The sequence below is a fragment of the Aeromonas sp. sif0611 genome, assembly GCF_019218845.1.
Lineage (GTDB): Bacteria > Pseudomonadota > Gammaproteobacteria > Enterobacterales > Aeromonadaceae > Aeromonas > Aeromonas media.
In genome coordinates this window covers 130013-155837 of the sequence record NZ_JAHUWU010000005.1, presented here as the reverse complement: position 1 = coordinate 155837, position 25825 = coordinate 130013, and the positions used below count along the sequence as shown (strand labels likewise).

General features: G+C 61.3%; 24 protein-coding genes and 5 tRNA genes. 21 read left to right on the top strand and 8 right to left on the bottom strand.

Annotated elements, in window-relative coordinates:
* The first annotated feature begins 20 nt into the window (after positions 1-20).
* The 3 genes from mutY (at position 21) to mltC (ending at position 2646) form a co-directional block, all read left to right on the top strand.
* The gene (mutY, locus tag KW824_RS13750) at positions 21-1094 is read left to right on the top strand and encodes an A/G-specific adenine glycosylase (protein WP_218410072.1); all 1074 of its coding nucleotides are present in this window, start codon (positions 21-23) and stop codon (positions 1092-1094) included.
* Positions 1091-1363, top strand: a complete 273-nt coding sequence (locus KW824_RS13745) for an oxidative damage protection protein (protein WP_218410071.1) — start codon at positions 1091-1093, stop codon at positions 1361-1363. Before mutY ends, KW824_RS13745 begins: the two co-directional genes overlap by 4 nt.
* A 182-nt stretch (positions 1364-1545) precedes the next feature.
* Positions 1546-2646, top strand: a complete 1101-nt coding sequence (mltC, locus tag KW824_RS13740; protein ID WP_043128548.1) for a membrane-bound lytic murein transglycosylase MltC — start codon at positions 1546-1548, stop codon at positions 2644-2646.
* A gap of 64 nt (positions 2647-2710) precedes the next feature.
* Here the strand turns inward: mltC and KW824_RS13735 are convergent, their stop codons facing one another.
* On the bottom strand, positions 2711-3091 hold the full coding sequence (locus KW824_RS13735; protein ID WP_218410070.1) for a YgiW/YdeI family stress tolerance OB fold protein: 381 nt from the start codon (positions 3089-3091) through the stop codon (positions 2711-2713).
* A gap of 237 nt (positions 3092-3328) precedes the next feature.
* On the opposite strand from KW824_RS13735, the gene KW824_RS13730 reads away from it, so the two are divergent.
* Both KW824_RS13730 and ompA read left to right on the top strand, forming a co-directional pair.
* On the top strand, positions 3329-4336 hold the full coding sequence (locus KW824_RS13730; protein WP_218410069.1) for an SGNH/GDSL hydrolase family protein: 1008 nt from the start codon (positions 3329-3331) through the stop codon (positions 4334-4336).
* 283 nt (positions 4337-4619) lie between these two features.
* A complete protein-coding gene (gene ompA / locus KW824_RS13725) occupies positions 4620-5651 on the top strand; it encodes a porin OmpA (protein WP_182786563.1) in 1032 nt (343 codons plus the stop codon).
* Positions 5652-5708: 57 nt separating this feature from the next.
* Here the strand turns inward: ompA and KW824_RS13720 are convergent, their stop codons facing one another.
* The 3 genes from KW824_RS13720 to KW824_RS13710 are packed head-to-tail and all read right to left on the bottom strand — an operon-like array spanning position 5709 to position 9188.
* Positions 5709-6278: a membrane integrity-associated transporter subunit PqiC gene (locus KW824_RS13720; protein WP_218410068.1), complete on the bottom strand. Its 570-nt coding sequence runs from the start codon at positions 6276-6278 to the stop codon at positions 5709-5711.
* A complete protein-coding gene (gene pqiB, locus KW824_RS13715) occupies positions 6278-7924 on the bottom strand; it encodes an intermembrane transport protein PqiB (protein ID WP_218410067.1) in 1647 nt (548 codons plus the stop codon). Before pqiB ends, KW824_RS13720 begins: the two co-directional genes overlap by 1 nt.
* On the bottom strand, positions 7917-9188 hold the full coding sequence (locus tag KW824_RS13710) for a paraquat-inducible protein A (protein WP_218410066.1): 1272 nt from the start codon (positions 9186-9188) through the stop codon (positions 7917-7919). Before KW824_RS13710 ends, pqiB begins: the two co-directional genes overlap by 8 nt.
* 323 nt (positions 9189-9511) lie before the next feature.
* Here KW824_RS13710 and hfq point away from each other — a divergent pair, with 323 nt between their 5' ends.
* On the top strand, positions 9512-9871 hold the full coding sequence (gene hfq, locus KW824_RS13705; RefSeq protein WP_005327536.1) for an RNA chaperone Hfq: 360 nt from the start codon (positions 9512-9514) through the stop codon (positions 9869-9871).
* A gap of 135 nt (positions 9872-10006) precedes the next feature.
* On the opposite strand, the gene KW824_RS13700 is transcribed toward hfq, so the two are convergent.
* The 3 genes from KW824_RS13700 to dapA all read right to left on the bottom strand — a co-directional run bounded on the left by KW824_RS13700 (position 10007) and on the right by dapA (position 13378).
* Positions 10007-10597 carry an HAD family phosphatase gene (locus KW824_RS13700; protein ID WP_182786568.1) on the bottom strand — a complete coding sequence of 197 codons (591 nt, stop codon included), beginning with the start codon at positions 10595-10597 and terminating at the stop codon, positions 10007-10009.
* Between the two features lie 172 nt (positions 10598-10769).
* A complete protein-coding gene (locus tag KW824_RS13695; RefSeq protein ID WP_171273183.1) occupies positions 10770-12410 on the bottom strand; it encodes a sensor domain-containing diguanylate cyclase in 1641 nt (546 codons plus the stop codon).
* A 95-nt stretch (positions 12411-12505) separates the two neighbouring features.
* Entirely contained in the window at positions 12506-13378 is an 873-nt protein-coding gene (gene dapA, locus KW824_RS13690; protein ID WP_005327540.1) for a 4-hydroxy-tetrahydrodipicolinate synthase, read from the bottom strand.
* A 278-nt stretch (positions 13379-13656) separates the two neighbouring features.
* Here dapA and rsmC point away from each other — a divergent pair, with 278 nt between their 5' ends.
* The 9 genes from rsmC (at position 13657) to KW824_RS13645 (ending at position 18634) form a co-directional block, all read left to right on the top strand.
* Positions 13657-14685, top strand: coding sequence for a 16S rRNA (guanine(1207)-N(2))-methyltransferase RsmC (gene rsmC, locus KW824_RS13685; RefSeq protein WP_218410065.1), 1029 nt, complete (start codon positions 13657-13659; stop codon positions 14683-14685).
* Between the two features lie 148 nt (positions 14686-14833).
* Positions 14834-16051 carry a glucose-1-phosphate adenylyltransferase gene (gene glgC / locus KW824_RS13680; protein WP_005327542.1) on the top strand — a complete coding sequence of 406 codons (1218 nt, stop codon included), beginning with the start codon at positions 14834-14836 and terminating at the stop codon, positions 16049-16051.
* On the top strand, positions 16041-17501 hold the full coding sequence (glgA, locus tag KW824_RS13675; RefSeq protein WP_218410064.1) for a glycogen synthase GlgA: 1461 nt from the start codon (positions 16041-16043) through the stop codon (positions 17499-17501). The genes glgC and glgA overlap by 11 nt, the downstream gene beginning before the upstream one ends.
* A 116-nt stretch (positions 17502-17617) precedes the next feature.
* A tRNA-Leu gene (locus KW824_RS13670) sits at positions 17618-17703 on the top strand.
* Positions 17704-17754: 51 nt separating this feature from the next.
* Positions 17755-17840: transfer RNA gene (locus KW824_RS13665), tRNA-Leu, on the top strand.
* A gap of 46 nt (positions 17841-17886) precedes the next feature.
* Positions 17887-17972, top strand: a tRNA-Leu gene (locus tag KW824_RS13660).
* 46 nt (positions 17973-18018) lie between these two features.
* Positions 18019-18104 (top strand) — tRNA-Leu (locus KW824_RS13655).
* 71 nt (positions 18105-18175) lie between these two features.
* Positions 18176-18261: transfer RNA gene (locus KW824_RS13650), tRNA-Leu, on the top strand.
* 106 nt (positions 18262-18367) lie between these two features.
* Positions 18368-18634, top strand: coding sequence for a late competence development ComFB family protein (locus tag KW824_RS13645; RefSeq protein ID WP_161507516.1), 267 nt, complete (start codon positions 18368-18370; stop codon positions 18632-18634).
* A gap of 7 nt (positions 18635-18641) precedes the next feature.
* Here the strand turns inward: KW824_RS13645 and KW824_RS13640 are convergent, their stop codons facing one another.
* Positions 18642-18851, bottom strand: a complete 210-nt coding sequence (locus KW824_RS13640) for a hypothetical protein (RefSeq protein ID WP_041206801.1) — start codon at positions 18849-18851, stop codon at positions 18642-18644.
* A gap of 304 nt (positions 18852-19155) precedes the next feature.
* Between KW824_RS13640 and nhaC the strand changes: the two genes are divergently transcribed.
* The 6 genes from nhaC to KW824_RS13610 all read left to right on the top strand — a co-directional run bounded on the left by nhaC (position 19156) and on the right by KW824_RS13610 (position 25814).
* Positions 19156-20565 carry a Na+/H+ antiporter NhaC gene (nhaC, locus tag KW824_RS13635; protein ID WP_218410063.1) on the top strand — a complete coding sequence of 470 codons (1410 nt, stop codon included), beginning with the start codon at positions 19156-19158 and terminating at the stop codon, positions 20563-20565.
* 105 nt (positions 20566-20670) lie between these two features.
* Positions 20671-21594 (top strand): LysR family transcriptional regulator, encoded by a 924-nt coding sequence (locus KW824_RS13630; RefSeq protein ID WP_218410062.1) that lies wholly within the window; start codon positions 20671-20673, stop codon positions 21592-21594.
* 198 nt (positions 21595-21792) lie between these two features.
* Positions 21793-22938: an ABC transporter substrate-binding protein gene (locus KW824_RS13625; protein WP_218410061.1), complete on the top strand. Its 1146-nt coding sequence runs from the start codon at positions 21793-21795 to the stop codon at positions 22936-22938.
* Between the two features lie 74 nt (positions 22939-23012).
* Entirely contained in the window at positions 23013-24026 is a 1014-nt protein-coding gene (locus KW824_RS13620) for an ABC transporter ATP-binding protein (RefSeq protein ID WP_218410060.1), read from the top strand.
* On the top strand, positions 24023-24991 hold the full coding sequence (locus KW824_RS13615; RefSeq protein ID WP_218410059.1) for an ABC transporter permease: 969 nt from the start codon (positions 24023-24025) through the stop codon (positions 24989-24991). The genes KW824_RS13620 and KW824_RS13615 overlap by 4 nt, the downstream gene beginning before the upstream one ends.
* A 7-nt stretch (positions 24992-24998) precedes the next feature.
* Entirely contained in the window at positions 24999-25814 is an 816-nt protein-coding gene (locus KW824_RS13610; protein ID WP_019840685.1) for an ABC transporter permease, read from the top strand.
* Positions 25815-25825 lie beyond the last annotated feature (11 nt).

The following is a 25825-nucleotide window of genomic DNA, read 5'->3' as shown; positions in this document are numbered from 1 at the left end:
AATCAAAACATGAGAACCCCGTGAGCAATTCAGATAACAGCACTTTCGCGACCAGGATCCTGGACTGGTACCAGATCCACGGCCGCAAGACCCTGCCCTGGCAGGAGGACAAGACCCCCTACCGGGTCTGGATCTCCGAGATCATGCTGCAGCAGACCCAGGTCGCCACCGTCATCCCCTACTATCAGCGCTTCATGGCCCGCTTCCCCGATGTGCTGGCGCTGGCCGACGCCCCCATCGACGAGGTGCTGCACCACTGGACCGGGCTCGGTTACTACGCCCGTGCACGCAACCTGCACAAGGCGGCGCAGCAGATCCGTGATCTGCACGGCGGCCTGTTTCCAGAGCGACTTGAAGAGGTGATGACCCTGCCCGGGATAGGGCGCTCCACCGCCGGTGCCGTGCTCTCCCTCTCTCTCGGTCAGCCCCATGCCATCCTGGACGGCAACGTGAAGCGGGTGCTCACCCGCTGGCTGGCGCTGCCGGGCTGGCCCGGCCAGAAGCAGGTGGAGAACGATCTCTGGGAGCTGGCGACCCGCCTCACCCCAAGGCTCGGCGTGGCCCAGTACAACCAGGCCATGATGGACATGGGCGCCACCGTCTGCACCCGCAGCAAGCCCGCCTGCGCGCTCTGCCCGGTGCAGGTCGATTGCCAGGGGCTGTCGCAGGGCAACCCCACCACCTACCCCAACAGCAAACCGAAGAAAAGCATTCCGGCCCGCAACGGCATCATGCTGATCATCCGTCACGGCGACCAGCTGTTGCTGGAGAAGCGCCCGCCCCAGGGAATCTGGGGCGGGCTATACTGCTTCCCGCAGGTGGAGTCGCTCACGGAGGTGACGGGCCGCTTGCAGGGGCTGGGACTCGATGAGACCGACTACCGGGAGCTCGCTGGATTTCGCCACACTTTCAGTCACTTCCACCTCGATATTCGCCCCTTGCTGATCGAAATGGCTGCCCCGCCGCCGCCCTTGCTCATGGAAGCAGATTCCCGACTCTGGTATAACTTACGCCATCCTGCCGAGGTGGGATTGGCGGCCGCCACGGCCCGCCTGCTCGCCTACCCGGACTTACAACCACAGAGGTCAACATGAGCCGTACCGTATTTTGCCAGCGTCTGAAAAAAGAGGCGCCGGGTCTCGATTTCCAACTCTACCCCGGTGAACTCGGCAAGCGGATCTTCGACAACATCAGCAAGGAAGCCTGGACCGAATGGCAGAAGAAGCAGGTGATGCTGATCAACGAGAGGAAGCTGAACATGATGAATCTCGAGCACCGCCAGTTGCTGGAAAAAGAGATGGTGAACTACCTGTTTGAAGCCGGTGAAGTGGCCATCGACGGCTATACCCCTCCCAGCCAGTGAGTCGAGCCGATGAGCAGGGAGCACAGAGCGCCGCAACCCGGCTATCTGTGGCCATGCTTCTCCCGGCCCGGTGCCAATGAGTTGTCACCGTGATCCAGCTTGAGTGCCCATCAACGGCTGGCACTCTTCTGGTTCACGGCACGTGCGTGACGGGCGACCCCACCGCCCAGTTTGAGGATCTTATGGGTCGAATTTTTTGGCTGCTGTGCGCCCTGCTGTTTCTCTCTGCCTGCTCCTCTTCTCCCAAACCCGGGGCAGAAGACGAAGATCTGGTCAACGGCAAGGACATACGCGGCTTCGAACACATGATCAGTGCACTCTCCCATAACGTGAACGAGATATGGGGGCGCGAGGCACTGTTTGCGGGCAAGTTTGACTACGTCAAATACACGGATCAATACAAGAGCCGGGCCCACATCGACTTCTCCAGCGGCCACATCATGGTGGAGACGGTCTCCGGGCTCGATCCCCGTGCCCACCTGCGCCGTGCCATCATAGAGACGCTGCTGACTCCGGACGATCCGGCTGAAGTGGATCTCTATTCGGACAGGGAGATCATGCCCGGTGGCGAGCCCTTCCTCTACGGCCAGGTGCTGGACAACCAAGGGCAGGCCATCCGCTCCAGCTGGCGCGCAGAGCGCTATGCCGACTACCTGCTCGGCAGCGCGATGAAGAAGCGCACCCTCGGCATTCGCACCATCTTCTTCGTCGACATCCCCATGGTGGCCAACCACGAGGACAAGCGCGGCTACAAGTACGCCAGCATCATCCGCGATGCCTCCCGCAAGTACGGCGTCGCCGAGAGCCTGATCTATGCGGTCATCAAGACCGAGAGCAGCTTCAACCCCTATGCGGTCAGCCATGCCAACGCCTATGGCCTGATGCAGGTGATCCCGGCCACCGCCGGACGGGATGTCTATGTACGGGTCAAGGGCAAGAACGGACAGCCAACCCGGGAGGATCTGTTCAATCCGGCCTACAACATCGACGTGGGGACCGCCTATCTGCACCTGCTGCAGACCGTCTACCTGGCGGATATCCAGGATCCCCAATCCCGTCGCTATGCGGTGATCTCCGCCTACAACGGTGGGGCGGGCGGGGTGCTCAACACCTTCTCCAGCAACCGCAAGGCGGCCCCTGACATGATCAATCGGCTCTCCCCCGAGGCGGTCTATCAGGTGCTGACCGAGCAGCACCCCAAGGCGGAGGCGCGTCGTTACCTCTACAAGGTCAACCAGGCCGAGAAAGGGTTCAAGCGCACCGTCGCCGTCCGGGCCGGCTGACGGCACCCACAAAAACAGGAAGGGCGCTTATGTAGCGCCCTTCCCATCAGCATGGTCTGCGAACTTACTTGGCGATGAAGCCGCCCTTGCTCTGGGGAGCGGCACCGACCTTTTCCAGGTGCTCGACCTCGACCTCTGTCTTGTTCCAGCTGTGGTCAACCTCGCCGCGGATGCGGATCAGATCGTTCGGGCCCACTTCGACACCACGCCACACGTCCCCGTCCACTTCCACTTCCACTTCGCCGCTGTCATCACGGAAGCTGTAGTTCTCGCCGCCAAGGTGCTTGACCAGCTTGCCTTCCAGGGTCACCCACTGATCATCTGCCACGTCTTTCAACTGCGCGACCGAGACCTTGTTCTGCTCCTGGGGGCCGGTGTAGGCCGCCATGGCGAAAGAAGAGACGGACATCATGGCCAGCAGACCGATTACCTTTGCTTTGTTCATTTTCACGCTCCTGTCATTGGGTATGCAGGCATCTTGCCCGGGCAGGCGTGAAACAAACGTGAAGCCTCCCCCATCCAGGGGAGAGCAGTGTGACCGCAATCGATTTAATGCCCATGGCTTGCTGCAAGATTGTATTCGAGTGGATACCGTTCGGCCTGGCAACAGGGGTTCCCAGCCCCTTGCCTTCGAGGAACAGCCCGCAGGCAGTGCCTGCATCCACTCCATGAGAACAGCAAGATGAACAAATGGCTTCCGTGTTTACTGGGACTCTTGACGCTGACCGTTCAGGCAGCCGAGAGTCGTCCCGCCTTCTCCCGCATCGTGATGTTTGGCGACAGTCTCTCCGACACCGGCAAGATGTACGACAAGATGCGCGGTTATCTTCCCTCCAGCCCACCCTACTACCAGGGTCGCTTCTCCAACGGCCCCGTCTGGCTGGAACAGCTGACCCAGCCGTTCCCGGGGCTGAAAATAGTCAACGAAGCGGAAGGGGGCGCCACCGCGGTGGCCTACAACAAGATCTCCTGGAATCCCAAGTACCAGGTCATCAACAACCTGGACTACGAGATCACCCAGTTCCTTGAGAAGGACAGCTTCAAGGCGGACGATCTGGTGATCCTCTGGGTCGGTGCCAACGACTATCTGGCCTATGGCTGGAATACCGAGCTGGACGCCAAACGGGTGCGCGACGTCATCAGTGACTCTGCCAACCGCATGGTGCTCCATGGGGCAAAACAGATCCTGCTGTTCAACCTGCCGGATCTGGGCCAGAACCCGTCGGCCCGCAGCCAGAAGGTGGTGGAGGCGGCAAGCCATGTCTCCCGCTATCACAATGAGCTGTTGCTGAACCTGGCCCGCGAGCTGGCCCCCACCGGCATGGTGAAACTGTTCGAGATCGACAAGCAGTTCGCCGAGATGCTGCGGGAGCCGCAGAACTTCGGCCTGAGCGACACCGAGAACGCCTGCTACGGCGGGGGCTATGTGTGGAAGCCCTTCTCGTCCCGCAGCACCACCGCCGACAGTCGGTTTGCCCCCTTCAATGCGCAGGAACGCCTCGCCATCGCAGGCAACCCCTTGCTGGCCCAGGCCGTTGCCAGCCCGCTGGCTAGCCGCGGCGCCAGCGAGCTCGACTGTGAAGGCAAGATGTTCTGGGATCAGGTCCACCCGACCACGGCCGTACACGCCGCTCTGAGCGAGCGCGCCGCCACCTTCATCGAACGGGAGTACGAGTTCATCCCCCAGTAAGGATGCAGAGGCCGACACTATGTCGGCCTTTTTTGTGCTTGCCTGGCTGGACAGTAAACAGCCAACTCATATGACCCCCGTCACAAATTGGAGTCATACTGGCCTCTCGCCCGGATAACTCCCCTATGATGGGCATTGTTATCACAATATGTTTTATATCAGTTGCTTGTGGTTCAAAAAAAACGGGCTACGTTTAAACATGTTGTGGCTGAATGCAGGCCCAACCCATGAGGTGAGGCGACATGGATTCGCGCTCCCCACACACAAGATTGCAGAGGCTTCTATGAACAAAACACTGATTACCTTGCTGGTTTCAGGCTTGCTTGCAGCCAACGCTCAGGCAGCCGGACAAGACAACACCTGGTATGGCGGTGCCAAACTGGGTTGGTCCAACTTCTATGGCGTCGACGAAAGCAACGCCATCGCTACCACGGACAAAGATGACGACGAGGTCGGAGCCGGAGCCTTCGCCGGTTACCAGATCAACCAGAATCTGGGGATCGAGCTCGGTTACGACTACCTTGGCAAGCTAAAGTACAACGGCACCCGCAATGCCGCTGCCTTCAATGACTCTGTCGAAGCCCAACTGGCCCAGCTGACCCTGAAGCTCGGCTTCCCGGTAGCGGACAATCTGGATCTCTACGGTCGCCTCGGTGGCGGCTACGGCTGGACCAGCAGCGATGAGCTGGACAGCGACAGCCGCGCCGTCTTCGTCGGTGCGTTGGGGGCCGAGTACGCCTTCAATCTGGATTGGGCCGCCCGCCTCGAGTACCAGTACAGCACCCCGTACGGCAGCCGTGAAGACACGGGTTTGCGCATGGACAACGGCCTGCTCTCCCTGGCCGCCGTCTATCGCTTCGGCCAGGTTCCACCGGCCATGCCGGTCGCCGCCCCGGCACCGGCCCCCGAGCCAGTGATGGTCGACAAGCAGTTCACTCTGAGCTCGGATGTGCTGTTTGACTTCAACAAGGCCACCCTCAAGCCGGAAGCCGGCCAGGCACTGGATACCCTCTATAGCCAGATTGAAGAAGCCAGACCCAAGGATGGCTCGGCCACCGTCATCGGCTACACCGATCGCATCGGCTCCGACGCCTATAACCAGAAGCTCTCCGAGCAGCGGGCCCAGACCGTGGCCGACTACCTGATCGGCAAGGGCTTGCCTGCCGGCAAGGTAAACGTGGAGGGTCAGGGCAAGAATTCTCCCGTCACCGGCGACAGCTGCACCAGCAAGTCCAAGCGCGAGCTGATCGTCTGCCTGGCCCCGGATCGCCGGGTAGAGGTCAAGGTGCAGGGGGTCTCGGAAGTTCAGCAATAATCCCTGTGTCAGATAACAAAACGGGAGGCATTGGCCTCCCGTTTTTCATTGTTCCGTTCAGCTGCGCGTGCGCACATCAGCCGCAATCTGATCGAGCAGTAGCTGCCAGCCCTGCCCCAGCTCGTCGACCAGGGCGCCATAACCATCGGCCGGCAAGACCCGCTCCTGCTGGAAAGGCACGTCCCGCAGCACGACCCCTTCCTCCGTCAGCAAGCGCCAGCGGCCGCTCAGCAGGGCGCGACCATCGTGCCGTCCCTGGAAGCGCTCGACCGAGATGGTCAGCACTGGCCCCTTACGGGCCCCGTCCTGGCGCACCACCCAACCCGGCAACCTGCTGGAGAGGCCATTCAAGGTGAGCTGGTTCAACTGCGCATCCAGCGAGCCCGCCCAACGATGATACTCGGCAAAGTGCAGTTCCTTGCCTTCCAGCTGATAGACCAGGCTCATCCGATCCAGCTGGCCAGACAGGGCGACGGGACGCAGCACCAGCTGATGCCGGGGCTGTGCCGTAACGCTGTTCGACTGCGGGATCTCCGCATCCAGCGAGTAGTAGTGCAGTGCCGTCGGGGCGGCACTGCACCCCGTCAGCAAACCCAGCAAGGCCAGGGTCATCATCCGTTTTTTCATCATTTTCCTCGCTTGGGCTCAGGATCCTGGGGACGGGAGCGGTCGAAGATCAGCGAACTGGGCTGCTCGTTCAGTGAATGGACCAAGGGTTGCAGCTCCCCCATCAGCTGATTGAGAGACTGCACCGACTGGCGCAACTCCTGGTTGGTCTGGGAACCAGCATCATAAGCCTGCAACGTCTCCTGCAACTGCTTGAGACTCTGGTTGAGGGACTCGGGCAACTGCTGGGTCGAGCGCTGACCCGTGAACTGTTCCAGATTGGCACTCACGGCCTTGATGTGCTTGAGCGTCTTGTCCAGGGTCGCCAGGGTGCTATTGACCTGCGTCAGCGTGGTGGCCATGTCCATATCGACGAACTTGTCGAGGATGAGGTTCACTTTGCGCTCTATCTGGTCCAGCCCGGCCTGCACGGTCGGGAACACCTGATAGCCTGCCAGCTTGATGGGCTCATAGGCGGGGGCATCCGGATAGAAGTTGAGATCCACCACCTTGCCGCCGGTCAGCAGACTGGACGTCTTGAGGCTGGCCCGCAATCCCTCCTTGAACTGCTTGCTGAACAGCGCTCGCCACTGCTCCCGCTCCGCATTGGCGTAGCGATGGGAGAGGCGCTGTACCTCGATGCGGGCCAGCACGGGGATCTGCCGGCTCTTGAAGATCTGCACCCCCTTGTCGTCGATGAGGTAGGGGGCAGAGATGACGGTGCCGACCCGGATGCCGCGATACTGCACCGCCGCCCCGGGGTGCAGGCCACCCACGTTGTCCTCGAACAGGAAGACGTAGTCGATGAACTGATCCAGGCTACCGGCCAGCACGCTCGCCTCGTCCTGGAACAGGGTGAAGCTGTCCATCTGCTTGACCGGCTCACCAGGTGTCCAGCCCGGTGGCAGCCCCATGGTGATGCCGCCATCCAGCAGGCTCTCGAGCGAATCCATCTTCACCTTCATCCCCTCGCTGCTCATGGAGACCTCGAAGCCCGGGGTCAGCCAGAAGCGGGAGTTGCTGCTCACCAGGATGTCGTAGGGGGCATTGATGAAGAGCTGGTACTGCATCTCGCTCTTCTCGGGCAGGAAGTTCGCCTCTTCTATCTGGCCTATGGTGAAGCCCTGATAGCTGATGGGGGAGCCGATCCCCAGGGCACGCGCATCGCGGCTGCTGAGGGAGAGCCGCAGCCCCTTGGCGTCCACCGAAGCGAGCGGCGGCTTGTCCAGCATGGCGTATTCGTCGCGCGCCTTGCCCTTCTTGCCAGGGGCGAGTTCGATGTAGGCACCGGAGAGCAGGGTGCCCAGACCCGACACCCCTTCCCGCCCGACCCTGGGTTTGACTACCCAGAACTGGCTATCCTTCTTGAGCATGCCGGCGGCGGCATTGGTCAGACGGGCCTTGAGCACCGCATGGCTGTAGTCATCGCTAAGCTCCACCGCCTCGATGCGACCCACTTCCACCTCACGGGAGCGGATCACCGTCTTGCCCGCCACTATGCCCTCCGCGGTGGCAACCGTCAGGGTGAAACTGGGGCCTTGTGAATACCAGTGCTGAAACAGCATCCAGGCTCCGATGAACAGCGCCAGCAGCGGCACCATCCAGATAGCGGCGGCCGAGCTCATAAAGTCAGAGCCCGGTTTCCACCTTGTCTTACGCTCACTCACGTTCGCGCTCTCCTTGTTGTAAATCCCAGATCAGGCGGGAATCGAAACTCATGGCGGCCACCATGGTGATCAAAACGACCCCGGCAAAAGCAACGGCCGCGGGGCCCGGGTAGATGGTCATCAGATTATCGAGACGGATGAGGCCGGCCAAGATGGCCACCACGAAGACGTCGATCATCGACCAGCGTCCCACAAATTCGGTCATGCGATAGAGCTTGAGCTTGCCAAGGGGAGAACCGACCCGGCCACGCTGCACCATGTAGCAGAGCCACAGCAGCGCCAGGATCTTCACCAGGGGCACCACCACGCTGGCAAAGAAGATGACGGCGGCGATGGGGTAGGAGCCCATGGCCCAGAGCAACACCACCCCCCCCATGATGGTCGAGGGGCTGTCGTCCCCCAGAAAGACGGTGTCCATGATGGGATAGAGGTTGGCAGGAATATAGAGGATCACCGAGGTGATGAGCAGTGCCCAGGTACGGTTCAGACCGCCCGGCTTGCGCTGGTGCAGACGATCGCCGCAGCGGGAGCAGCTATGGGCATCGCCGTCATTGAGCGCGCCGCAGATGTGGCAGCCCACCAGCCCGTACTCCAGGGCGCTGGCCTCGGGATCCAGCTCCCTCGACTCGGTCGGGCCGAACAGCCGCTGCCACAGCCACATCCGGTCCAGGGACGAGATCATCTTGATCAGCAGCACCGTGTAGCCCACGAAGGCCCAGAACGACAGCCCCATCTTGATGTCGGCCATGCCCATCAGCTTGACCAGAGAGATGAGCACCCCGATGAGGAAGACATCCACCATCAACCAGGGTTTGATCCGGCACAGCAATCGGCCGAGTGAGCGCAGGGCATTGCTGTGCAGATCCTTGTCGAGCCGCCACAGCACCAGCATGATGGAGCCGATATAGACCAGTGGCAGACCGATCAGGGTCAGGCTCAGCACGGCCCCCAGAAACAGATAGCCCTGATCCACCAGGGTGGTGATGCACTGCAGGAAGGTCATCTCCTGCCCCACCCCCTTGGCCGAGAACGACATGAAGGTGAAGGCGTTGGAGAGCACGAACATGATGAGCGCCGCAAAGCCGTAGGCGATGGGCCTGAGCTCCTGCTGCGGCAGGTGCGCACTCAGGGTGTGACCGCAACGGGGACAACTGCTCGTCTCCCCCACGGCCAGCGCGGTGGCCGGCACCAGCAAGTCACACTCTTCGCACGCGGTCGCGTCATGGGTATAGGTAATCGGGTGTTGGTGTGAAACCGGATGCAAGATAGGACCCCAGCATGAGGCCGCGAACGGCCAGAGGCGCCAATTATTGCAGCCACCGCCGCTAACCACCAGCCCTGTTCATGTACAGGGCCTTAAGGGACGGGAGATACATGGGCATGGGGCGCGGCCTGGAAAGGGTTTTTTTGGCATAGCTCGACCCTGGCCCCAGGGATAAGGGGCATATTTATCTGCAAATTTGCGCAAGCTCCCACACATCAGCCCCTGTTCATCGATGCTTTGGCGGCAGGGTGAGAATGACTTTGACAAGCCTGTGACCATTTAGCACAATCAAACGCCACTTTTTTTCCGCGGGACAATAATTTATGACAACTGAATCCCCAAGCTACTCCACCATCGAGCAGGCATTCTCCCTTGGGAACGGGCAAGATTCTGCCCTCAACTGGTTGCGCAAGAACCGCAGTCAGGTCGCCATCTTCCTGGTGAGCGGCATCAAGCTGGAGGGGACCATCAGCGGCTTCGACCAGTACAGCGTGCTGTTGACCGATGCCCATGGCAATCAGCAACTGGTCTACAAGGCCAAGATCTCCACCATCGCCATGCACTCCGGCCGCCCCCAGGTCAGCATCCAGCGCGCCCGCAAGCCACGGGTCTCCATGGCTCCGCGCCCTCACGGCGGCCCTAGCCGTTATGACGACAACCAGGGCGGTAGCAGCGAGCAGTGATGCTCGCCTCCTCCTGACTCTGTGTTTGCCGCTGCGTCAATCGGTGACGACGCGCATCCCCACTCTCATGTCATGCCTGTCCCGTATGAGAGTGGGTCTTCTCCCCCAGGCGGCCTCGACGGCCAGCCCCTTTGCTCAGTAGGTCAATCCGACCGGCTTCCCTTCCTTGACCATGCACACCTGCATACCCGCGGCCTCACCGGCCTGCGCCCCTATGCCCGTGTCCTCGAACACCAGACAGCCGTCAGGCGCAACCCCGAGTCGCTGCGCCACCAGCAGAAAGGTATCCGGATGGGGTTTGTGCAGCGCCACGTCGTCGGCGGTCACCACCACGGGGAAGTAGCGTTCCAGTCCGGTATTGCGCAGTACCGCCTCGGCATTGATACGAGGTGAGCCCGTGCCTATCCCCATGGGAATGAGACCGTGATAGCGCCTGACCAGATCCAGCATGGCCGGGAAGGGGGTCGCCTTGTGCAGGTTGGCCACATAGTGCTCCGTCTTGCAGCGCGTCACCACCAGCGGGTCCAGCGCGATCTGCTGCACCTCGGCCACCAGCAAGGCTATCTTGCGGCTGGGCATGCCACCCAGTTCATAAAACCAGTCGGCATCGAACTGAAAGCCAAACTCGCGGGCGGTATGTTCCCAGGCGGCCAGGTGCAAAGGCATGGAGTCCACCAGGGTGCCGTCGAGGTCGAAAACCAGGCCTTGAAATCCGGATAGGGTCATGGGGCAGGATCTGTCTGTGAAAAATGGGCCCCCATTCTAGCCAGACCCCGGTCCCATCGCCATGCGTCAGAGGGCGAGAAACGCTTGCCACCACATTTATGCCGAGGAAAAGAGATGCACCAGAGCGTTGGCCCCCTGGCGCGGTGAGAAAGGAGAGAGGGTGAGTCCTACATCAGCGATAGGCCAGGGTACAGGCCCGGCCCTGTGACTTGGCGTGATAGAGCGCCTGATCCGCCTGCTCGGTCAGGGTCTGCCACCCCTTGTCCGAGGAGGGGATGAGGTAACTGAAGCCGATGCTGACGGTAAGCGCCGCCGCCACCCGGGAGGCCGGATGGGGGATCTGCAGGGCTTCCAGCCCGTGGTGGATCTGCTCCGCCAGTCGCTCTGCCTCCCCGGGTTGCGGGGCGCACAGCAGGATTACGAACTCCTCACCGCCATAACGGGCCACCAGATTGGTACGCCGCCGCTCGGTGTCCTGCAGCAGGGCCGCGACCCGTTGCAGACACTGATCCCCCTTGCCGTGGCCGAAGTGATCGTTGTAGGACTTGAACTCGTCCACGTCTATCATCAGTACTGCCAATACCCCCTGATGACGGCGCGCCCGCTCCCACTCCCGCTCCATGGTGATGTCCCACTGACGGCGGTTGGCGATCCCGGTCAGGGGATCCTCCAGCGACAGCAGGGAGAGACGCCGGTTGGCCTCCTCCAGCGCCCGGTTGGTGTCGGCCAGCTGCCGGGTTCGCTCCTGCACCCGCAGCTCCAGGTCACGGTTGAAACGCTCGAGCGCCGCCTGGGTGCGCTGGCGGATCAGCAACTGGGAGAGCACGGCGGCATATTGCTTGAAGATCTCGCTCTGATACGCCTTGAGCGGACGACGCCAGAGCAGGTTGTCGGCGGCGATCCAGCCGATGGGGGTGCCTCCGTCCCACAGCGACACCATGGCATTCCAGCCGCGCCCCACCACCTGCTTCTCGTAATAGAGCGGGGTATCTTCCAGCACCAGCACATAATCCTTGCGTCGCAGCGCCTCCTGCACCGTGGGATGGTCAGGAATGGGACTGATGAAATGGCGCTCGTCGATGAGCTCGCCCGCCTCGTTGGTACCCCAGGTACCGTGCATGGTCTTGAGTTGACTGTCCGTCAGGAAGATGGCGATGCGATCGAACTGCAACTCCTGGCGCGCCAGCACCACCGCATCGTGCAGCAGGCGATCCTCACCGTCACAGCGCGACAGCTTGACTCCTACCTGGTGCAATGCCTGCAGCATGCTGAGGAAGGAGTCCTGCAGGGCCTGGCTGCGGACGAGATCGGCCTGGGTATTGATCCGTTGATCCCGCTCCAGATCGACCTGACCGGCGAGTCGCCGGCTCTCCAGCTCGGCGGCGAGGTAGTGCATCAGCAACTGGATGCTCTGTTGCTGACGCCTTGGCAAGCGATCGAGGCGGCGCCGGGTTTCCAGATAGACCACGGCCTCCAACCCCTTGTGGCGCTTGAGCGGGAAGCTTGCACGCAGGCGTGGGCTCTCCGGCTCGACGCTCTCCCAGATGGCACGGGTCGGCGCGATCGGCTCCACCAGCAACTGGCCGAGATCGAGGGAACGTTCAATGAAGAGGAGAGGCAGGTCGAGGGAGGTGAGCATGTCGGCGCTCAGACAGAGCAAGCCCTGCTCAGGCCTGTAGTGGTAGAGCTGGGGCGTTGGCGCCCGCAGCCACAGATAGATCTGCTCGGCCTCGGTCTTTTCTCTGACCGCCGCCAACGTCACTTCACAGAGATGTTCAAAACTGGTGAAGTGCTCCGGATCCCATTCTTGCATGCCAAATCATCCTTGGTTGTATCCAAGCGAGTATATCGGCAAAGCCTGGCCATTAATTGACCTGGCAATCAAAAGCGAGATCCAGAGCCCAGTTTTTACAACAGATTCAATGCCTGCATGGCTTGGCGGATCCGCTCGCGGGTAGCGTCAGACAGCGGCATCACCGGCAGACGGCACTCCTCGCTGCACAGACCAAGCAGGGAGACTGCATACTTGGCGCCCGCCGGGCTCGGCTCGGCGAACATGGCCTGATGCAGCGGGATCAGCTTGTCCTGCAGCTCGCGGGCGGCCTGCCACTCGCCGGCCAGGGTCAGGTTCTGGACCTCGGCCACCAGCTTGGGGGCCACGTTGGCCGTCACCGAGATGCAGCCCTGACCACCGCCGATGTTGTAGGCAACGGCGGTGGCATCTTCCCCGGAGAGCCAGGCAAAGGGCTTCTTGATCAGCTGACGTTCAACCCAGGGGCGGGCCAGATCGCCGGTGGCATCCTTCACGCCGGCGATGCGCGGCAACTCGGCGAGGCGGGCCAGGGTCGCCGGCTGCACATCGACGATGGCGCGGGGCGGAATGTTGTAGACGATGATGGGTTTTGTGGTGGCGTCATGGACCGCCTTGAAGTGGTGGAACAAGCCTTCCTGGTTCGGGCGGTTGTAGTAACCGGCCACATGCAGGGTGGCATCCGCCCCCATCTGCTCGGCGAAACGGGTGTATTCGATGGCTTCGACCGGATTGTTGGACCCCGCGCCGGCGATGACAGGGATCCGTCCCGCCACCTGCTTGACCACCAGCTCCACCACCCGGCAGTGCTCGTCGTGGGTCAGGGTCGGACTCTCCCCCGTGGTACCGACCGGCACTATGCCATGGGTCCCCTGCTCTATGTGCCACTCCACCAGACGAGCCAGCGCGGCCTCGTCCAGCTGGCCCTGTCGAAATGGGGTGATCAGGGCAACTATCGAACCTTGAAACATGGGATTTCCTTCTCCTAAACAGATGGATTGGTCAATAAAAAGCCCCGGTACGTGGGTCGCTACCGGGGCTTGAATCGTCTCAGGGATGAGAGGTTACGCGCGCACGCCAGCAGGCCCGAATGTCAGGCTGTGTTTATGCTTTCGTTTCGATACGCATGACCGCATTGCATCATCTCTGGATAAATAAGGTGTCTGGGCATATTTCGGGAACACGGCATAAATGTCAAGGCGAAAGCGGCCATGTATAATGGCCGCCCAAAAAAGTGTGGAGAGTCCCAATGAGCCGTCCTGTCAGTGCCGTCAGCCAGATGCTGGAACGTAATCAAGCCCTCTTTGTCGGCAAACGGCTATTGGTGTGTGGTGCCCTGGAGGATGATTACCCTCGTCAACTGGCCGAGCTGACCGACTCCCTGACGGTCTTCACCACGGATTACTGCTATTACCGCAGCCAGCAGGCGGCCCTGGGTGAGCGCATCCTGTTCGATCACCAGCTCGGCGGGAGCCCTCGCTTCGATGCCCTGCTGCTGCTGATACCCAAGGCCAAGGCCGAGGCGCAATATCTGCTGGCCATGATGGCCCCGCTGCTGGAGCCTGGCGCCGAGCTGTTCCTCGCTGGCGAGAACCGCGGCGGCATCAACGGGGCCGACAAGCTGCTGGCTCCCTATGGTGAGAAACCGGTCAAACGCGACTCGGCCCGCCGCTGCTCCCTCTATCATGGCGAGCTCGGCAAGCCGGTCGCCCCGTTCGAGCTGGATGCCTGGTTCAGCCGTTATGAATGCAAGGCCGGCGATACCGAGCTGACCGTCATGGCACTGCCAGGAGTCTTCAGCGCCGACGGGCTGGATCTCGGCAGCCAGATGCTGTTGGCGAGCCTCCCACCCATGCAGGGCAAGCTGCTCGACTTTGGCTGTGGCGCCGGCGTCATCGGCTCGATATTGGCCAAACGCAACCCGGCACTGACGGTGAACATGGTGGACATCAGCGCCCTTGCGCTCGAATCCAGCCGCCGCACCCTGGCGGTCAACGGTCTGCAGGGGCGAGTCTATGCCTCTGATGTCTACTCTGATATTGCCGAAAGATTCCAACATATCGTCTCGAATCCCCCCTTCCATGCCGGGCTCAAGACCTTCTATGCCGCTACCGAAACCTTCCTGGCAAGGGCACCCGAATTTCTCACCGCCGATGGCGCCCTGACCATAGTCGCCAATGCCTTCCTGCGTTACCAACCTATACTGGAGACGCACTTCAAACGGACCGAGGTGATCGCCGGCGATGGCAAATTCAAGGTGTATCTGAGCAAAGCCTAAATAAGTGCAACGGTTGTAATAAAACAAGTAGAGAGTGCCAGAAGGGATCTGTTAAGGTACCAAGAAAACGTTTACCACCCCTTTAGGGGTGTTTTTTCGCAGCGACATGAAAACCTTTTCAAGGTATGAATTCAGGGAGAGAAATACGATGGCAGGCATACTCACCATGATACTGGCTGGCGGCGAAGGAACCCGACTGCAGCCACTGACCACCACCCGCAGCAAGCCCTCTGTCCCATTCGGTGGCAGCTACCGCTTGATCGACTTCGTCCTCAACAACTTCGTCAACGCCGACTTCCTGCGCATCTACGTGCTCACCCAGTTCAAGTCCCAGTCCCTCTACCTGCACATGAAGAAAGGCTGGAACATCGTCGGCATCACGGATCGTTTCATCGATCCCATTCCGGCTCAGATGCGGATGGGTAAACGCTGGTATGACGGCACGGCCGACGCCATCTATCAGAACCTGCGCTTCATCGAAATCTCCGACCCCGAGCACGTCTGCATCTTCGGTTCCGACCACATCTACAAGATGGATGTGAGCCAGATGGTTAGCTTCCACAAGCAGAAGGCCGCTGCCCTCACCGTGGCAGCCCTGCGCATGCCCATCGAGGAGGCGAGTGCCTTCGGGGTGATCGAGGTGGATCAGGAAGGCCGCATGATAGGGTTTGAAGAGAAACCCAGGCATCCGAAGCCCATCCCTGGAGATCCCACTCAGGCTCTGGTCTCCATGGGCAACTACATCTTCGAGACCGAGGCGCTCTACCGTGAGCTCAAGCGCGATGCCGCCGAGGAGAATTCCAGCCACGATTTCGGCAAGGACATCATCCCCAGCCTGTTCCCGCGCGCTCCCGTCTATGTCTATGACTACAGCACCAACGTGATCCCGGGTGAGAAGCCCAACGTCTACTGGCGTGATGTGGGGACTCTCGACTCCTATTGGCAGGCCCACATGGACCTGGTGGCCGACGACGCCCCCTTCTCCCTCTACAATCGCAAGTGGCCGCTGCACACCCACTATCCGCCGCTGCCCCCCGCCACCTTCATCGACACCGATGACTGCAAGGTCAAGATTGCCAACTCCTTGATCTCCGGCGGTTGCTTCATTCAGGGCAGCCAGATCCAGCGCTCCATCCTGGGTTTTCGCTGCAACATAGGCCCCTGCAGCCACATCAGCGAGTCCGTGCTGCTCGGGGATGTGAAGATAGGTGAAGGCTGCTCAATTCGACGCGCCATCATCGACAAAAACGTTGAAATTGCACCCGGCACCGTGATCGGTGAGAATCTGGACCATGACAGAGAGCGGTTTACCGTATCCGAAGGCGGTATCGTCGTGGTACCTAAGGGAGCAAGAGTTGGCTATTAACCCACTGAAAGTCCTGTTTGTCGCCTCGGAGGTTGAGGGGCTTGTGAAGACCGGGGGCCTGGCGGATGTGGCCAAGGCCCTGCCGCAGCATCTCGCCCGGGAGGGTCACGACGTTCGCATCATCCTGCCCTTCTACCAGACGCTAAAGCGCCGGGATGAAGCCAGACTGCTCGCCTCGCGCTGGTTGCCCACCCCCCAGGGGCGGGACGACATCAGCTATCGAATCTACCAGCTGGAACTGGACGGGATCTGCGTCTATCTGCTCGATTGCCCAGCCTATTTCGAGCGGCCCCAGCTCTATGCCGAGAACAATCAGGCCTATCCCGACAACGGTGAACGTTTCGCCTTCCTCGCGGCGGCGGCCCTGCACGCCTGCGAGCAGCTGAACTTCGCCCCTGACATAGTCCACTGCAACGACTGGCACACCGGCCTGCTGCCGCTGCTGCTCAAGACGCGCCACGCTCACAATCCCTTCTTCCAGCGCACCCGGTCTGTCATCAGCATCCACAATGCGGCTTTTCAGGGGGTGTTCGATCGCCAGCAGTTCTGGGCAGTGCCGGAGATCCAGGACTACGAGCAGCGCATCAACTACGACTACGGTCACATCAACCTGCTCAAGTGCGGTGTGCTCTACGCAGACAAGATCAATGCGGTCAGCCCCAACTATGCCAGCGAGCTGCTGACACACCTGGGGGCTCACGGCATGGCCAGCGTGTTCCAGCAGCGGGCGAGCGACTTGCGCGGCATCCTCAACGGTTGTGACTATCAGGATTGGGATCCTGCCTTCGATCCCCTGCTGCCCGCCACCTATGACGCCGACCACCTGGCCGGCAAACACACCTGCAAACGGGCACTGCAGCAGGAGACGGGGCTGCCCGTCGGCAACTTGCCCATCTATGGCATGGTGTGTCGTCTGACCGAGCAGAAAGGGGTGCATTTGCTTATCCCGGCGCTGGACAAGTTCCTGCAACACCAGGTCCAGGTGGTGATCGTGGGCTCGGGCGACCCTTCCCTCGCCGCCCAGTTGCAGACCATAGCCCAGCAACATCCCGACCGGTTCGCCTTCATCAATGCCTATGACGACCGTTTGGCCCACCTGGTGGAAGCGGGCGCCGACTTCTTCCTGATGCCCTCCCTGTTCGAGCCCTGCGGCCTCAACCAGATGTACAGCCTGGCCTATGGCACCCTGCCGCTGGTGAGAGCCGTCGGCGGACTCAAGGATACTGTGGTGGACTGGGATGCCGATCCCGCCAGGGCGACCGGCTTCTGTTTCAACGATCCCACCGCCAGCACCCTGCTCGATGCCATGCGCCGCAGCCTGCTCCACTACCTGCAGGAACCCGAGCGGTTTGCCCGCGTGCAGCAAAATGCCATGCACACCCGTTTCGACTGGGCCGACTCCGTCCCCCTGTACGAGCAGATGTATCAGGACGCACTGACTCCGGCGTGACCCAGATTGCTGAAGTTTTGTGCCCTTGATACGGCTTTATCCGTCAACAGCGAAAAAAGTCCCCTTTGGCTGTTGACGCCCCCCCAAAACTCTATAGAATCCCCCACCGCAGTGATGCGAAGGTGGCGGAATTGGTAGACGCGCTAGCTTCAGGTGTTAGTGTCCCACGGATGTGAGGGTTCGAGTCCCTCTCTTCGCACCATACTGCAACATGCTTCATCGATGGCATGTAAAACAAGATTGATGACAATGTGCGAAGGTGGCGGAATTGGTAGACGCGCTAGCTTCAGGTGTTAGTGTCCCACGGATGTGAGGGTTCGAGTCCCTCTCTTCGCACCATGCTTTTATCAGACAGCATGTAAAACCAGACTGATAACCCCAATGTGCGAAGGTGGCGGAATTGGTAGACGCGCTAGCTTCAGGTGTTAGTGCCCCCCGGGTGTGAGGGTTCGAGTCCCTCTCTTCGCACCATGCTTTTATCAGACAGCATGTAAATCCAGACTGATAACCCCAATGTGCGAAGGTGGCGGAATTGGTAGACGCGCTAGCTTCAGGTGTTAGTGCCCCCCGGGTGTGAGGGTTCGAGTCCCTCTCTTCGCACCATGATTCTGACATGTAAACACAGAGCAATGCGCTCCAACCGCATTTAAAAACCAGCTGGAGAAAATCAGTGTGCGAAGGTGGCGGAATTGGTAGACGCGCTAGCTTCAGGTGTTAGTGTCCCACGGATGTGAGGGTTCGAGTCCCTCTCTTCGCACCATTCATCATGCAAAAAGGCCCATCACGAAAGTGATGGGCCTTTTGTTGTTTTTGCCCCTGTCATGGCTATGCTGTTGAAGATGCCATGCCACCACAGGGGTTTTCCCATGATCCTGGATACCGACATTCACAACTTCTATGAGCATCTGGTGCTCAAAGAGATAGAAAAACAGGGACTTAACCAGACACTGACCCCCTACCAACTAGCCGATCTCTGTTGCCTGACCCTCAATCAACTCCCCTCTCACTACATACGCCACAACGTCGACATGATCTACTTCACCCCGGATGCCGAACGCACCGAGATGGAGCAGAAGGTCATCGCCTCCCTCCGCCAGGCCTACGACAAGATCCAGGCCGTCCCTTCCCGCTGAACGGCTCCTATAGCCAGCTTTGCTGCCAGAGCAGGGTGACGACCCCCGTCATGCCCGCGACCGGCAGCAGGATCAGCGCCGGCCTCAGCCTGGGTTCCAGCATGACCCAGGCGGCCAGCAAGAAGCCCAGACTCCACAGGCCGTATGCCTTGTCCTGACCCCAGCCCAACACCGCCAGCAAGGCTGCCAGCAAGAGACACCGCACTATCCAGATCATGATGATGCTACCCATAGAATCAAACGATAACGATTATCGTTTGTGACTGTGGAGAGTACAATCGGACTTCTCTATGGGTTTTGGCTATTTGCCCTGCATCGGCCTGATATTCAAAAAAAGCGCCGATGAGATCAACTAATGAGTAGATTTATCAAACATTAATGCATTTTTGCTAAATAAGTTGGGATTTTGCGCCCCTGGTTTGTGGTAGATTGCGGCCTCTTTTTGGGCCGGCCCCTCGGGATACGTGTATCCACAGGACGAGAGGGACCGACCTTGGCGAGCAAGAGTTTAGGAAGTATCTATGCAAAACCAACAAAACCACATCCGATTGCCTGGCATGGCGCAGGTCTTTGCCTGTCTGGCCATTTTCCTGGCCCTGGCCTTTTCGTTCACCAGCGTGCTCGATCTGCCGATCCAGCTGGCACTGTTCATCGCCTGGTTCGTCATCATGGGGCTCGGCATCCGGCTAGGTCATGATTACAAGTCCCTGGAGCAGGCGGCCGTCGACGGCGTCGCCAAGGGGATGGGGGCCATATTGATACTGGTCTCCGTCGGTGCCCTGGTGGGCACCTGGATCGCCGGCGGCATAGTCCCCAGCATCATCTACTTCGGCCTCAAGGTGATACACCCCTCCATCTTCCTGCTGGCGACCCTGATCATCTGCTCCCTCACCTCGCTGGCTACCGGCACCTCCTGGGGCTCTGCCGCTACGGCGGGGATCGCCATGATGGGCATAGGCCACAGCCTGGGCGTCCCTGCCCCCCTGGTAGCCGGTGCCGTGCTCTCCGGCGTCTACTTCGGTGACAAGCTATCCCCCCTCTCCGACTCAGTGGTGCTGGCCTCGACCATGTCCAACGTCGACGTGGTGGAGCACATCAAGGGGATGCTGCCCATCAGTCTGTTCTCCTACGTCATCACCGCCTCCCTGTTCACCGTGGTCGGCATGCAATACTCCGGCAACGTCAGCCTGGAGCAGGTCAACCTGGTGATGGAGGCCCTCGACAAGCAGTTCAACATCACCCCGCTGGCCATTGTGCCGGTGGTGCTGGTGCTGGGCCTGCTGGCGAACCGCAAACCCGCCTTCCCGGTGATCAGCTTCGGCGCCCTGCTCGGCCTTGTCTGGGCCATCGCCTTCCAGGACATGGATCCGGTCAAGGCGATGCACTCCGCCTATAGCCCGTTCGCCATCACCTCAGGCGTCGACTTCATCGACAACATCCTGGGTCGCGGCGGCATGGAGTCCATGCTGGGCTCGGTGGCCGTCATCATCTTCGGCTTGGGCTTTGGCGGCCTGCTGGAGAAGGTCGGCATACTGGCAGTGATCGCCAGCGCCTTCGAGAAGCGCATCAACAGCGTCGGCAGCCTGACCAGCCACACCATAGGCACCGCCTTCTTGGCCAACGTGTTCGGTTCCGCCATGTATGTATCCCTGATCCTGACCCCCAAGATCATGGCCAAGAACTACGACCGGCTGGGACTGGCGCGCAAGAACCTCTCCCGCAACGCCGAGTTCGGCGGCACCCTCACCTGCGGCATGGTGCCCTGGAGCGACAACGGCATCTTCATGGCCGGGGTGCTGGGGGTGGCCACACTCGACTACCTGCCCTACATGTGGCTCAGCTTCACCTGCATCATAGTGACCATCACCCTCGCCTATCTGGGCAAGGCGGTGAACCGGGTGCCGGTGATCGAGGCGGCCAGCTCCCGCTAACAGCAGGAAAAATACTGATAAAGGCGCCATCACGGCGCCTTTTGCTTGGGGGAAGTTCGGGGTTAAGCTGGCAGCCAACCTCGTCGCCCGTGGCAGGATGCCCAGATGAATTTTACCTTTCGCCAGATCCGTTACTTCGTGGCCGTGGCCGACAGCTTCTCGGTCAGCCGCGCCGCCGCCGAGCTGCACATTTCCCAGTCGGCAGTCACCAGCGCCATCCGCGAGCTGGAGACCGAGCTCGGCGCGGCCCTGTTCGAGCGCAACCCGCGTGGCGTCACCCTGACGGCCCAGGGCCACCAGTTCCTGCTCCATGCCAGGCGCATTCTCGGCGCCATGACCGAAGCCGGCCAGTCCCTCAAGGCGGTGGCCCAGCAGGATCAGGGGCAGCTCACCATAGGGGTGACGACGCTGGTGGCCGGCTACTACCTGTCGGAGGCCATAGGCCGCTTTCGCCGCGCCTTTCCGGCGGTGCGCATCGAGGTGAAGGAGGATGAGCAGCCGTTTCTGGAGCATCAGATCGTCAACGGCGAGGTGGACGTGGGAATACTGATGACCAACCGCACCATACGCCAGGAGGCGTTCGATACCGAACTGCTGACCCGCTCGCCACTGAGGGTCTGGCTCGCCGCCAACCACCCGCTCTGCGCCGAATCGACCCTCTCCCTCAAAGCATTGGGTGACGAGCCCATGATCTCGCTGACCGCCGATCAGCTGGACCAGATCATCGGCGGCGGCCTGCGCCGCTACGGCATCTCCCCCCGCACTGTGCTGCGCACCGCCTCGGTGGAGGCGGTGCGCAGCCTAGTGGCGAGCCAGCTCGGGGTCGCCCTGCTGCCGGACTTTGCCTATCGCCCCTGGTCGCTGGAACAGGAGCGGGTCGAGGCCCGCCCCATCAAGGAACCCATCCCTGCCATCGACATCGGCCTGGTGTGGCGCCGCGGTTCGCGGCTCGACTGGACCGCCCGCGAGTTCATCGACATAGCGCGGGATCAGAGCCGGCTGCGGGCCCGCCAGCCGACCTCCCGCTAGCCAGCGCCCTCAGGGTGATCGTCGCGCCGCCATCAAAAATAAGATTCATCTGCACTCGATATAGATTTGGCAGATACCTCTGGCGTTAAAAATTGAAATTCTCATTCCCACTGCCTTCTCCTACGCTCATGACTGGTTAACAGGATGTTAAGTGCCATTGCGGTATCGCATGGCTCCAGTTCATGCAAGGAGAGCAAGATGAAACTGACCCCCCTGACCCTGGCCCTGATCCCTGCCCTGCTGGCAGGCCAGATCCAGGCCGCCCCGACCGAACTCGGCAAGGGTGAAGGCCAGCTCAATATCGTGGCCTGGGCCGGCTACGTGGAGCGCGGCGAGACCGACAAGAACTACGACTGGGTAACCGGCTTCGAGAAGGAGACCGGCTGCAAGGTCAGCGTCAAGACGGCCGCCACCTCGGACGAGATGGTGGCCCTGATGAACGAGGGAGGCTTCGATCTGGTGACTGCCTCCGGCGACGCCAGCCTGCGCCTCATCGCCGGTGGCAAGGTGCAGGCGCTCAACCTGGCGCTCATCCCGAGCTACAGCAAGATAGACCCCCGCCTGCAGAATGCCCCCTGGCACACGGTAGATGGCAAGCACTATGGCGTGCCCTACCAGTGGGGCGGCAACATATTGATGTACAACACCAAGGTGTTCCCCAAGGCGCCCGACTCCTGGAGTGTAGTGTTCGAGGAGCAGACCCTGCCGGACGGCAAGTCCAACAAGGGGCGGGTGCAAGCGTTCGATGGCCCCATCCACATCGCAGACGCCGCCCTCTATCTGATGAGCCACCAGCCCGCGCTCGGCATCAAGGATCCTTACGAACTGAACGAGGAGCAATACAAAGCCTCCCTCGATCTGCTGCGCAAGCAGCGCCAGCTGGTGGGGCGCTACTGGCACGACGCCTTTGTCCAGATAGATGATTTCAAGAACGAGGGGGTGGTGGCCTCCGGCTCTTGGCCGTTCCAGGCCAATACCCTGATCGCCGACAAGCAGCCCATCACCACGACTGTGCCCAAGGAGGGCGTCACCGGCTGGGCCGACACCAGCATGGTGCACAACGAGGCCAAGAACCTCACCTGTGCCTATAAGTGGCTGGAGCACTCCCTGAACAACAAGTTGCAGGGGGATCTCGCCTCCTGGTTCGGCTCCGTGCCCGTGGTGCCCGCCGCCTGCGAGGGCAACGCCCTGCTCGGGAAAGAGGGCTGCAAGACCAACGGCATCGACAACTTCGATCGGGTTCACTTCTGGCGTACCCCCGTCTCCCAGTGCAAGAGCCAGGGAACCTGTGTGCCCTACTATCGCTGGGTCTCGGACTATATCGCCATCCTGGGTGGTCGCTGAGCCTGAGCTGACAACGCACTATCCGGCGGGCCGGACAGGAGTCCGGCCTTTTCCCACACAGACAAGGACGTCCCATGAACGCCGTACAATTTGACCGGGTCAGCCGCCACTATGGCGAGGTGAAGGCGGTCGATAACATCTCCTTCCAGATCCCGGCCGGCGAGTTTTTCACCCTGCTGGGGCCGAGCGGTTCCGGCAAGACCACCTGCCTGCGGATGATCGCAGGCTTCGAATACCCAAGCGAGGGAGAGATCCGGCTGTTCGGCGAGCCCTGCTCCACCGTGCCCCCCTACGATCGCAACCTCAATACCGTGTTTCAGGACTACGCCCTGTTTCCCAACATGGATGTGCGCGACAACATCGGTTATGGCCTGATGCTCAAGGGCGTCGCCAAGGCGGAGCGTTACCGCAAGGTGGACGAGATGCTGGATCTGGTGCGCCTGCCCGGCGTCGGCAACCGCAAACCGGGCCAGCTCTCCGGCGGCCAGCGCCAGCGCATCGCCATCGCCCGGGCCCTGATCAACCAGCCACGTATCCTGCTGCTGGACGAACCGCTCGGGGCGCTCGACCTCAAGCTGCGCGAGCAGATGCAGCTCGAACTCAAAGCCTTGCAACGCCAACTCGGCATCACCTTCATCTTCGTCACCCACGATCAGCAGGAGGCGCTCTCCATGAGCGACCGCATCTGCATCTTCAATCAGGGCAAGATCGAGCAGATCGCCGCGCCGGATACCATCTACGATGCCCCGGCGACGCCGTTTGTGGCCCGCTTTGTCGGCACCGTCAACCTGTTCGAGGGGGAGCAGGCCCGCCGTCTGTGCGGCGATGCGCGGCAGATGATGGTGCGCCCGGAGCGGATCAGGCTCGCCGAGGCTGGCACGCCCGGCTGGTCCGGGGAGGTGCGCGAGGTGGAGTACCTCGGTCCCTTCGTGCGCTACCGGGTCGATCTCGGCGAGCAGCTCGAGCTCATCGTCAACCACCCCAACGAGGGCCAGGCCCGCCTGCCCCGTGGCGCCCGGGTCAGCCTCAGCTGGCCGGAGCAGGCGATCCATCGCCTGCACACCGCCCCTCAGGGAGCTCAACCATGAGCGCCCCCCACAGTGCGAGCCTTGCCATGAGCCAACCCACTGCCCCCCTCTCCTATCGGCCGCTGCGGCGCCTCTCCACCCTGCTCTACGGGCGGCCGGGTCTGTTGCTGGCCATCCTGCTCGGGCCACCCCTGCTCTGGCTCGGCATCATCTATGTCGGCTCCCTGCTGATGCTGCTCTCCAACGCCTTCTTCGGGCTGGACGAATTCAGCGGCCAGATCCGCCACGAACTGGGGCTGCAGAACTTCGTCGCCCTGCTGCGGGCGGAGAATCTCGACGTCATCGGCCGTACCGTCGGCATGTCGCTGCTGGTGACCCTGGCCTGCGCCCTGCTCGGCTTTCCGGTGGCCTACTACATGGCGCGCTACACCAGCGGCAAGACCCGGGCCCTGTTCTACGTCGGCATCATGCTGCCGCTCTGGTCCAGCTATCTGGTGCGGGTCTACGCCTGGAAGCTGATCCTGGCCAAAGAGGGGGTCATCAGCTGGCTGGCAGACACCCTGGGGCTGGATTGGCTGCTGGACGCCATCCTCTCCCTGCCGGTGATCGGGGGGCCGTCGCTGTCGTTCTCGCGCATCGGTACCTTCATCGTGTTCGTCTACGTCTGGCTGCCCTTCATGATCCTACCCATCCAGGCAGCGGTGGAGCGGATCCCGCGCTCCCTGCTTGAGGCAAGCGGCGATCTCGGCGCCACCCCGGCCCAGACCTTTCGCACCCTGATCCTGCCGCTGGCCCTGCCCGGCGTGGTGGCGGGTTCCATCTTCACCTTCTCCCTGACGCTGGGGGACTACATCATCCCCGGCATCATAGGCAACTCCACCATGTACATAGGTCAGGTGGTCTACATGCAGCAGGGTACAGCGGGCAACCTGCCCTTCGCCGCCGCCTTCTCGCTGGTGCCGATCCTTATCATCGCCATCTACCTCACCATCGCAAAACGCTTGGGGGCCTTCGATGCGCTCTAATACCTCCATGAAACGGGACCATGGCAGCCAGCCTTCCGGCCTGCTCAAGTACGCGGCCATCGGCGGCCTCCTGTTCCTGCACTTTCCGATCCTGTTCATCTTCCTCTACGCCTTCACCAGCGAGAGCAAGAGCTACCAGTTCCCACCGCCCGGGCTCACTCTCAAGTGGTTCGAGGTGACCCTCAACCGCCCCGACGTGTGGCGTGCCATCCAGCTGTCGCTGGAGGTAGCGGGACTGGCGACGCTGGCCGCCATGGTGCTCGGCACCCTGGCGGCGGGGGCCATCGCCCGCAGCCGCTTCTTCGGTCAGGAGGTGGTATCGCTCTTGCTGGTGCTGCCCATCGCCCTGCCCGGCATCGTCACCGGCATCGCGCTGCGTTCCGCCTACGGGGTGATGGAGATCCCCTTCAGCTTCTGGACCATCGTCATCGGTCACGCCACCTTCTGCGTGGTGGTGGTCTACAACAATGCCCTGGCGCGCTTTCGCCGCACCAACCAGAGCCTCATCGAGGCGTCGATGGATCTCGGTGCCGACGGCTTCCAGACCCTGCGCTACGTGATCCTGCCCAACCTCGCCACCGCGCTGCTGGCGGGGGGCATGCTGGCGTTTGCGCTCAGCTTTGACGAGGTGATCGTCACCACTTTCACCGCTGGTCAGCAAACCACACTGCCGATCTGGATGTATCAGGAGCTGATCCGGCCACGGGACAGGCCGGTCACCAACGTGGTGGCGCTCATCATAGTGGCCTTCACCACCATTCCCATTCTGCTTGCCTACTACCTCACCCGCGACGGCCAAGACGTCGCCGGCAGTGGCAAATAACGACTCAACGC